We start from the raw sequence: 8781 nt of genomic DNA, 5'->3' as shown, positions 1-8781 counted from the left end.
GTGCCGCGGTGGCCGGCCCCGATGCAGCGCCTGCGCCTGAGCCGGACGCACCGTCCCGGGAGGCCATGGCTGCCCCCGAGGCGGCCGGGCCCGCAGCTGCCACCGCGGCCCAGACCATCGAGCCGGGCGCCGAGGCCGCCCCGGAAGCAACGGGCGTCCCGGGCAATGCCGAGTGGGAGACCCAGTGGTCCGAGACCGCCCCGCCGGCGCAGACACCCACCGCCGCGGCCCACGCTGAGCCGGCCCGCGGTGCGCACGCTGTGACGGCCGCCGAGCGTGGTGCTGCTGCGGAGACTGGCGCGGCGGGCCTGCCCGTCCACCACCCGGAATACACTGAGCCCCACGCGCCGACTCTGCCCGGGGCGGAATCGGCAGCCGCGGAACCGGTCGACGACGACACCGTTACCGGCACGGGCACTTCAACCAGCACTGGCGCTGGTACCGGCACCGGCACGGCGATGCCAGGAGCACCCGACGCCGGGACACAGCACGCGGGTCCCGGCGACGCGGAAACAACGGAGATGGCAGCCTCGCCGGCAGCGGCCGGGGCCTCCGCCAGCCCAACGGCCGAGCCCACCGGCCATTTGGCCACTGAGGAGCCTTACGGCGAGGGGTCAGCGGCTCCGGCGGCCGACGGAAGCGGCCCTGAGGGTTTCACAGTCAAGGGCAATGCCTCGTCGATGATCTACCACGACGAGACCAGCCCGGCGTATGAGGAAACCCGGGCTGAGGTGTGGTTTGCCTCCCCGGCCCACGCCGAAGCAGCCGGGTTCCGGCCGCCGCGCCGGACACGGCAGTAGCCGGCGGTCCGGGCGGCCGACCCATCCCTTCTCATCGCGTCCGTTGATGCTCACCCGTATTACCGGCAGGTGCTTCATTGGCAGGGCAGTGGCCCGGGCCGTGGCGCTTGCCGTTGTCCTGTTTTTCCTGAGCGCCTGTACCGGCGGCTCAACCTCGCCCGTGGTTCAGCCGGGAGACCGCACTGCCACCGGCGCAGCGGGTACGGCCGGGGCAGCGGGTGAGCCCACGGTTGCGGGCCGGGTTAATGGGCTGCAACTCCCGTGGTCCGCGGTCCATCTACCCGACGGCACCGCGGTCATCTCCGAGCGCGACACAGCACTGCTCAGGACCATCAAAGACGGACAGCTCGGTACGGTCGGCAAAGTACCCGGCGTCGTGCCTGGCGGCGAAGGCGGCCTCCTGGGCCTTGCCCTTTCCCCCAACTTCGCGTCGGACCGTTACCTCTACGCCTACTTCACCGCGGCGGCGGACAACAGAATCGCCCGCATGCGGCTGGCGGAACGTGGCGGCCGGCTGGAGCTCGGTGCCTTGGAACCGGTTTTCACCGGCATTTCCAAGGCCGCCACGCACAACGGCGGCCGGATCCGCTTTGGGCCCGATGGTTTCCTGTACGTGGGGACGGGCGATTCGCAGCGCCGGGAGCAGCCGCAGGACCGCACGGCGCTCGGCGGAAAGATCCTCCGACTCACTCCGGATGGCAGGCCGGCACCGGGAAACCCGTTCGGCGATAACCCCGTCTACAGCTTCGGCCACAGGAACGTCCAGGGACTGGCCTGGGACAGCGCGGGCCGGCTGTGGGCCAGCGAATTCGGCCCGGACGTCAACGACGAGCTCAACCTGATCGTGCCGGGCGGCAACTACGGCTGGCCCGAGGTCACGGGTGCCCCGCACCGCCCCGGCTTCCTGGACGCCAAGGTGGTGTGGCCGTCGACGGCGGAGTCTTCCCCCAGCGGACTCGAAATTGTCGGCAGCACCGCCTACCTGGGCGCCCTGCGCGGCCAAAGGCTTTGGGTCGTTCCCCTTAACGGCGAATTCGCCGGAGATCCTGTGAGCTATTTCACAGGAAAGTATGGGCGGGTGCGCAACGTTTCACTCGCTCCTGACGGGCGCCTGTGGCTCCTCAGCAATGGGCAAAACCCTGATTTCGCGCTGATTTTGAACCTCCCCGGCTGACCTGGGCCATCCCGCGCCCCTCGATTTCACACGACAGCCAATCTCGTGTAGAGTTTCATGTCGTTGCGGAGAACAACGCGGGAAATAAAAAGCCCCGGTGAACGAAAACAACAGATGCACCTCTAGCTCAACTGGCAGAGCAATTGACTCTTAATCAATGGGTTCCGGGTTCGAGTCCCGGGGGGTGCACCAGCGAGAAACCCCGTCTCGCAGGCTTAGCGGCCTGCGGGACGGGGTTTCTTTTTTGTTGGCGAAAAGGAGCCGGCGACGACGCCGTAGCGGGCCGTATGCGGGCTGCTGCGCAGACCAGACTCGTAATCAGGTTGGCGAAGGCTGCCCGACGGGCCGGGCCGGGATGACTTGCCATTTAGGGCACTGACCGTAGACTCGGCCCATGTCTGGTCCTGGGGGAACGAAAACAGTCCGCTGCGCTGCGGCATACGTTGCTGGCCTGCTGCTCGCCGGTAGTTTGGCCTCCTGCGCCTACGAGGACGAGGGCGATCCGCGGCCGACGGCGGCCGGGCAAAGCCGCCGCCCGGCGCCCGCCGCCCCGACCAAAGATCCGGGGGTGCTGGGCGTCGAAGCGAGCAATTACGCCGAGCTGCACAAGCGTCTGGCCGGGGCGCCAGGGTCCGTAGTCCTATCCGATACCGGTCCGGCGGACGGGCCAGGGGTTGGCTTCACCAAAGCCGCAACGGTGACGGCCGCCGGTCCGCACACAGTCACCGCGGCCTGCGTGGGCATCCCGCATGCCCAGATCTTCCTCTCCCAGAACTCGCTGGCCGGAACAGAGCACACGGTGTTCGAGGTCGATTGCTCGCGAACCCAATCGCAGGTCGTCCAACTGCAGAAGGGCTACGTCAGTGCCCAGTTGACCCGCCCGGACCCGACCGGCGCCTGGACCGGGGCGGTCGCCGGAATCAAGGTCACGGGCCAGTGAGGCTGACGAGCCCGGTGCGGACTCCGCTGGACGTGCATCGGACCCAGCCCAACGCGTGGTGGAGGGACTACTGATGCCGACCGTAAATGCTGCTCTCGATCCCTATCGCAATTGGACCGAGCCTCGCGACGGAGTCGGAGTCGGGTCGAACCCATTCCGGCTCGCCAGCAAGGTGGAGTCAGGAGCCTCCCTCGACGAAGTCTCAGGGGCTTGGGCCGCCCACCCACTTTTGCCCGAGCTGGAGGCACTCTGGCTATCAAGTCGCGAGGCATGGCTGTTCCAAGACGTCGACTACGGCCAATGGGGCCTCCACATTCTGGAACCCGCGAAGGCGGCAGCGCGCACCAACGCCGAGCGAGCGAGTCGACCGACCGACCTTGTGCCGAGCGACGCCGTCATCGGCGAGTTCCTTGGCGACACGGACCTCTTGGTACTGGAAGCCAACGGCGCCGTCTTGGTCGCACAGCCCCTGGACCCGCGCAGTGACTGGCCACTGGCGGCGTCGACGCTGTCCGAGTTCCTGACCCTGTATCTCGAAGCTGTGGGCGATAAATACTGGGAGAGCTCCTGACTTCGACTTGAGCGCCGGAGAAGGTCCTGCGACCGGCCGCTGGCCATGCGAGCTTCGGGACGGGTGCGCGTAGTCTGTCGCCATGACCTCGGGAAGCGGTGGTGGCGGTAGAACGTACGAGTGGCAATCGTGGCCGTCCGACTCACTGGAGGGAATGCCGCCGAAGCGGCGCCGGCTGGTGGTCTGGGGGGTTGCTGTGGCTCGTCCTCTTGAGCAGCGTCCTGAGTGCAGTGGGCATACCCGAGCCGTGGCGGTCCGTGGTGTTCGCTGCCGCCCTGGCCACGGTCTTCGTTCCCCTGATCCGGGGAGCAGCCGCTGAAACCCGTGCCCTGCGAGCCGAAGCAGCCGGGCACGAGGGTCCTCAGGGGCAGGGAGGTCACGGCTGAGGACGTCCTTGTATACGGTGCCTTCGGCGTGGCAACCGGAATCTTCACGCTGGGTCGGCCTTCCGCGCCCGGGCGAAAGAGCGGGCACTCCCTCCCGGCTCGCCCACCGCAATGAACCTCAGGAAGGCCATCTCCACCGGGCAGCTGCCGGAGGAGGCATCCGCGGAACAGTGGGAACCGGAGCTGATCCGGATCCTCATCCAGGAGCGTCACATGGCGTGGTTCGGACCCCTGATGTGCGGCCTTTTCACCGCACTGGGGGTCTTCCTGATCCTCGATAGCCCCGAGCGTCCCTGGTTTGGAGTGATCTGCAGCCCGTTATTCCTTGGCCTGACCGTATGGTACCCGTTCTGGGTGCGGCGCCGACGGGTACGGATTCAGGATCTCCTTGCACAGTTTCCGGAGGAGGAGTCATTGTGGCGGTGACAGGGAACGGCCCATGACACCGAGGTGGCTTGGCGCGGCGCTTCTTTGCGTGGGAGCTCTGAATGCCCTCATCGGCACGATCATGGCCATTCAGATCCCGCCCGTCCGCGTCGGACTCTTTCCATACGTGATCCTTGCTTTGCGGGCTCAGTTTGATCTTTGCCGGGTACTACACCGGAAAGCGCGGGAGCGGGGATTAGCGATGCTCCGCGGCCGGTGGACCAACCTAAGGGGACGCGCACAGAACGGATTCCCCGGCTGCCGGCGGTGGAACCCTACGATGGTAAGGATGAACTCCACCCGGAAGGCCTCGTACGCATCCGCCGTGGCCCTGCTGCTCGCGGTCTCGCCGTTGGTCCTTGCGCTGCCCGCGGCGGCCGCGCCCTGCAAGTCCGCCGGCCTTCTTCCCCTGAAGGTCTGCCCCGCCTCGCCGACGCCGGGCCCACCGTCCGCTTCCCCGGCGCCGAGAGTGACTCCCCCGGGCAGCACAGCGCCGCCGTCGGACCCCACGCCGCCCCAACCACCGTCACAGTCGCCGTCTCAAAGCCAGGTCCCCGGACAGGACGCGGCTCCGCCGACGCCGGGCCCCGCCCCCTCCGTCAGTCAAGGAGCCCCCACCCCACCGGCCACGGGTGCTGTTCCGGTCCCAGCCACGGCGGGATCGTCCGCCTATCAGTCGCCGGGCGCGGGCCAGAGCCCGGAGTCCGCAACGGCGAATCCTTCCGCAGCGGCGGCCGGCAGGGTTGGTCCCGGACCGGACGGGCAAGGCGGTCTCGCCGGCGGATTCCTGCTGGCGCTCAGCGGTCTGCTCATAGGCCTCTCCGCGGCCATTGGCCTCCGCCGGCCCGCCGGGCCATGAAACGGCCGCCGAACCGTCACAGTGAACTGTGTGGCTCAGCGGCCGCCTCATGCACATCGATTTATCAGACCTTCTCGCGGGACCGGTCGCGCACCTTCTCCGGCTCTTCGACCGTGAACTCCTTGCTGCGGCGGGGGAAGGCCCAGAACCTGAATTCCGGCGCCTCCGCCCGGGTCTCCGGGCGATCCTCAGAATCCTTTGCGGCATCCTTCCTGGTATCCCGCCAGGAATCCCTGTTGTACGAATAGCACATCACTGACCTCCTTCGTGGTGATTGCCTATTAATCGTCCTCCCAATCGGCTGGCGCGTCGATACTTCCGGACTGCCCTTTTGCGCCTGGGCGGCAGGCTGGCCCAAGGGTTCCAGCGGACGGGTCTGCGCCGCCGGCCGGCCTTCCCGCCGGCACGGGCCGCGGTTAGACTCCATCCAATGCACCACTGCGACCAATGGGGGAATCATGGAGTTGCCCATCCCCCTGTACGCTCTCTCACGGAACAGAAGAAGCCAACGCGCGCCACGCCACGCAAAGGATGAACAGCCATGACCGTCCCGCCCAACGCCTCCGCCCCTGGCCCTGGCTGGTATCCGGACCCGGCAGGCTCGGGCCGGCTTCAGTGGTGGAACGGTTCGGCCTGGACCGGCCAGTTCAACGCACCGCAGTTCGAGGCGACAGCGCCCCGCCACCCGGTGGCGCCGCGCAGGCGCATCAGCGACCGGACACCGGTCTACAACGCGTACATCTGGACAATTGTGGCCCTTCCGCTCGTGCCGCTCATCCTGCTGATGTTCTGGAACCCTGTGCTCCGGCTGCGCACGGCGGGCCCGCGGCAGATCCAGACAATTGATCCGGCGTCGATTTTCACGGCGCCTTACTTCCTCTTCATAGCAATCAGTTTCGTGGCCTACGGCTTGTCCGCCCTCCTGGCGTACCTGGACTGGGACCGGCTGCGCAAGGACGGCGTTGTCCGGCCGTTCCACTGGGCGTGGGTGTTCCTCAGCAGGGAGGTCTACGTGATTGGCCGCTCCGTGATTGTCCACGAGGTAGCACCGCGGCGGGGGCTCGCCCCGGTGTGGGTCACGGTCAGCGTCGTCTTGCTCACGGCAGTGCTCACCGGCCTCAAAATGTCAGCCATCGTCGCCACCCTGGCGAACCAGGCCGTAACGGTGTAGGCAGCGTCAATCCAGGCAGCGGCCAACGTGCCGGGGCTGCTCCGATCGCCAGCATCCTGGCTCCTGAAACGATCCGCCAGAACAGGGTCTTTAGTCCCTTTTGAGAGTCAACGCAGGGGCGTTGACTGGAAAGATGCTCCGGGCAACAGTTCTGGAGCGCCCGGTCCTGCAGACCCGGACCGACAACAACGCCGGCCAAAGACCCCGACGCGACCACCAAAGTTGATATTCAGCTCTCCCGGTGCCCTCACTGAGGATCGCGTCAGCAGACACGGAAATCATGGGCCCCCCGGCAGCATGCCTGCACGGCCCGCCCCCGGGGCCAGGGAAATCGATCTCCGTAAGGACCAAGTTTCATGAACAAGGCTATTCGCATCATTGGAACAACCGCGGTGACCGCCGCACTGGGCCTGGGCGCCAGCGCCCTGCCTGCCAGCGCCGCCGCTACCACTTCGACCGCCTCCGCCAGCTCCTGGAGTCAGTCCTCATTTGTGAACCGGCACCACATGCGGGACAACAACCGGCACGACACGCGCAATGGCTGGTGGGACGGGGAGAACCGGTGGCATGACAACGCCGACGGATGGGGTTGGCGCGACGATCATGGCAATTGGCGGGACGACAACGACCACCGCGGCTCGTGGACGGGCCGGGACGGCTGCCGGCATGACAAGGACGGGTTCTGGGACCATCACGGAAACCGGCACGACAATAAGAACCACAACCACCACAGGCACACCTGGTGACTGGTCACCACTGAAGGCCTCGAGAACGGAACTGATTGGGACGGCGGGAACCCTGCCGTCCCGTTCCCGTTCCCCGCACAGCAACGTGGCTAATTCAGCGGGGTGGCCCCGGCAATGGCGCCCGGCTCGGCAGCCGTGACGATGGCATTGGCCTCCGGCGAGGAAGACTTGGTTGCCAGCACCCTGACCACGGCCTGGAGCTCCTGCCGCAACACGTCGGGGTCAATGGGAGTGGCGGCGAGCACGGAACGTTCCATGTCGGCGGCAGCGGCAACCGCCTCGCGCCCCTGGTCAGTCAGCGACACCACATGGCTGCGCCGGTCGGAGGTGCTGCGGTGCCGCGAAATGTGGCCGTGCGCTTCCAGCCGGCTTAGTGTCTTGCCCATCGTCTGGGCCTGGACCCGGACGAGCTGGGCCAATTGGGCTTGCGTCATCGGCCCATTCGCCGAGAGCACCTCCATGGCGATCACCCCGGCATGGGTCAGGCCAATGGCCCCCAATTTTTCGTTCCAGGAGTGTTCTACAAGACGTGCTGCCGTGGACAATAGGCGGCCCGTGGGCCAGCGATCCATATCAGGCATACCCAAGAGTATAGCCAGCAGCGGATTCGTCCGGCGCCGATCGCGTCACTACGCTGGATTATCACCCCGCTTCATGACGAACCTCACCAAGGAGACACCCGTGTCCGAGCGACTCACCGACGGTGCCACAGCACCGGATTTCACCCTCAAGAACGCCGAAGGACAGGACGTCAGCCTGCGTGATTTCCGGGGCCGGAAGACCGTGCTCTACTTCTACCCGGCAGCCGCCACGCCGGGATGCACCAAGGAGGCCTGCGATTTCCGGGATTCCCTCGGCGCGCTTCAGGCCGCAGGTTATGACGTCGTGGGCATCTCCCCCGACCCCGTCGGGAAGCTTGCCGCGTTCGCGGCCGCCGAAGGGCTGAACTTCCCGCTGCTCTCCGACGAGGACCGATGGGTGTGGTTCCGATGCCGGTGTGGATTCGTTCAGTGTTGTAGTGCTGGAGCCAGGGCGCAAGTGCGGATTGGCGGTGGGTGCTGCTGGTGAAGACCTGCCGGTAGGCCCATTCGGTTTGCAGGGTCCGGTTGAAGCGTTCGGCTTTGCCGTTGGTCCAGGGGCAGTGGGGCTTGATGAAGCGCTGAACTGCTCCRAGATCWGCGACTGCCTGACGGAACATTGTGGAGTTGCGGTAGGCGAAGGCGTTGTCGGTGATGACGCGTTCGATCCGTTGGATGCCGTGGCCGGCGAARTAGCCCGCGGCGCGGGTGAGGAACCCGGCCGCKGTGGCGCCCTTCTCRTCGGGAAGGACCTCGGCGTAGCCGATGCGGGTGTGGTCATCGATCGCGACRTGGACGTAGTCRTAACCGATYCCGCGTCCCTTGACCTGCTCCGAGCGGCCATGGGCCCGCCAGCCGCCGCCGTCCGGGATGCGGCCGAGCTTCTTGACGTCCAGATGGACCAGTTCCCCGGGCCGTGCCCGCTCGTACCGCTTCGCCGTGGTCCGGGCGGCGCGGATCGGGGCGCCGGTCAGCGGATCACAGTCCGCCAGCCGCGGGACCCCGTGCCGGTGCAGGATCCGGGACACGGTCCGGGGCGGGACGCCGGTGAACGCAGCGATCCTCAGCGGCCCGAACCGTAACGACCGCCGGGCGTCCAGGACGGCTAGCTCACGGTCGGCACTCGTCCG

The 8781-nt window shown here is 67.1% G+C and carries 10 protein-coding genes, 1 tRNA gene and 1 pseudogene; 9 read left to right on the top strand and 3 right to left on the bottom strand.

The features are described 5' to 3' along the window. From AC1DZV_RS21530 to AC1DZV_RS21505, 6 genes are all read left to right on the top strand, one after another. Positions 1-800 (top strand): sunset domain-containing protein (locus AC1DZV_RS21530; protein ID WP_476954540.1); only part of this gene is annotated, 800 nt, incomplete at its 5' end. Positions 801-846: 46 nt separating this feature from the next. Beyond that, positions 847-1974, top strand: a complete 1128-nt coding sequence (locus tag AC1DZV_RS21525; protein ID WP_476954539.1) for a PQQ-dependent sugar dehydrogenase — start codon at positions 847-849, stop codon at positions 1972-1974. A gap of 116 nt (positions 1975-2090) precedes the next feature. Beyond that, a tRNA-Lys gene (locus tag AC1DZV_RS21520) sits at positions 2091-2166 on the top strand. 202 nt (positions 2167-2368) lie between these two features. Next, complete coding sequence (locus AC1DZV_RS21515) at positions 2369-2914, top strand: hypothetical protein (protein WP_476954538.1); 546 nt, start codon at positions 2369-2371, stop codon at positions 2912-2914. A gap of 172 nt (positions 2915-3086) precedes the next feature. Next, the gene (locus AC1DZV_RS21510; RefSeq protein WP_476954537.1) at positions 3087-3485 is read left to right on the top strand and encodes a hypothetical protein; all 399 of its coding nucleotides are present in this window, start codon (positions 3087-3089) and stop codon (positions 3483-3485) included. A 497-nt stretch (positions 3486-3982) separates the two neighbouring features. Continuing rightward, positions 3983-4297 (top strand): hypothetical protein, encoded by a 315-nt coding sequence (locus AC1DZV_RS21505; protein WP_476954536.1) that lies wholly within the window; start codon positions 3983-3985, stop codon positions 4295-4297. Positions 4298-5220: 923 nt separating this feature from the next. On the opposite strand, the gene AC1DZV_RS21500 is transcribed toward AC1DZV_RS21505, so the two are convergent. Continuing rightward, positions 5221-5409, bottom strand: a complete 189-nt coding sequence (locus tag AC1DZV_RS21500) for a hypothetical protein (protein ID WP_028275031.1) — start codon at positions 5407-5409, stop codon at positions 5221-5223. 288 nt (positions 5410-5697) lie between these two features. Here AC1DZV_RS21500 and AC1DZV_RS21495 point away from each other — a divergent pair, with 288 nt between their 5' ends. Both AC1DZV_RS21495 and AC1DZV_RS21490 read left to right on the top strand, forming a co-directional pair. Next, complete coding sequence (locus AC1DZV_RS21495) at positions 5698-6327, top strand: DUF2510 domain-containing protein (protein WP_476951152.1); 630 nt, start codon at positions 5698-5700, stop codon at positions 6325-6327. A 356-nt stretch (positions 6328-6683) separates the two neighbouring features. Continuing rightward, positions 6684-7073, top strand: a complete 390-nt coding sequence (locus AC1DZV_RS21490) for a hypothetical protein (protein WP_476951151.1) — start codon at positions 6684-6686, stop codon at positions 7071-7073. An 89-nt stretch (positions 7074-7162) separates the two neighbouring features. Here AC1DZV_RS21490 and AC1DZV_RS21485 read toward each other — a convergent pair whose 3' ends face one another. Beyond that, positions 7163-7645: a MarR family winged helix-turn-helix transcriptional regulator gene (locus AC1DZV_RS21485; protein ID WP_043433894.1), complete on the bottom strand. Its 483-nt coding sequence runs from the start codon at positions 7643-7645 to the stop codon at positions 7163-7165. A gap of 109 nt (positions 7646-7754) precedes the next feature. On the opposite strand from AC1DZV_RS21485, the gene AC1DZV_RS21480 reads away from it, so the two are divergent. Further along, positions 7755-8141, top strand: coding sequence for a peroxiredoxin (locus AC1DZV_RS21480; RefSeq protein ID WP_476954535.1), 387 nt, complete (start codon positions 7755-7757; stop codon positions 8139-8141). On the opposite strand, the pseudogene AC1DZV_RS21475 reads toward AC1DZV_RS21480, so the two are convergent. Next, a pseudogene (locus tag AC1DZV_RS21475) lies at positions 8050-8781 on the bottom strand (IS481 family transposase); the annotation flags it as partial. The gene AC1DZV_RS21480 and the pseudogene AC1DZV_RS21475 sit on opposite strands and share 92 nt — an antisense overlap.

Source organism: Arthrobacter sp. P1_D12 (assembly GCF_056406175.1).
The sequence above is the reverse complement of the archived record's forward strand: the minus strand, read 5'-3'. Positions and strand labels throughout refer to the sequence as shown.

Bases quoted from the DNA above. Each gene is read 5' to 3' on its own strand.
- AC1DZV_RS21505 (WP_476954536.1), top strand. From the start codon at position 3,983: ATGAACCTCAGGAAGGCCATCTCCACCGGGCAGCTGCCGGAGGAGGCA.
- AC1DZV_RS21500 (WP_028275031.1), bottom strand. From the start codon at position 5,409: ATGTGCTATTCGTACAACAGGGATTCCTGGCGGGATACCAGGAAGGAT.
- AC1DZV_RS21490 (WP_476951151.1), top strand. From the start codon at position 6,684: ATGAACAAGGCTATTCGCATCATTGGAACAACCGCGGTGACCGCCGCA.
- AC1DZV_RS21485 (WP_043433894.1), bottom strand. From the start codon at position 7,645: ATGGATCGCTGGCCCACGGGCCGCCTATTGTCCACGGCAGCACGTCTT.
- AC1DZV_RS21525 (WP_476954539.1), top strand. From the start codon at position 847: ATGCTCACCCGTATTACCGGCAGGTGCTTCATTGGCAGGGCAGTGGCC.
- AC1DZV_RS21495 (WP_476951152.1), top strand. From the start codon at position 5,698: ATGACCGTCCCGCCCAACGCCTCCGCCCCTGGCCCTGGCTGGTATCCG.
- AC1DZV_RS21515 (WP_476954538.1), top strand. From the start codon at position 2,369: ATGTCTGGTCCTGGGGGAACGAAAACAGTCCGCTGCGCTGCGGCATAC.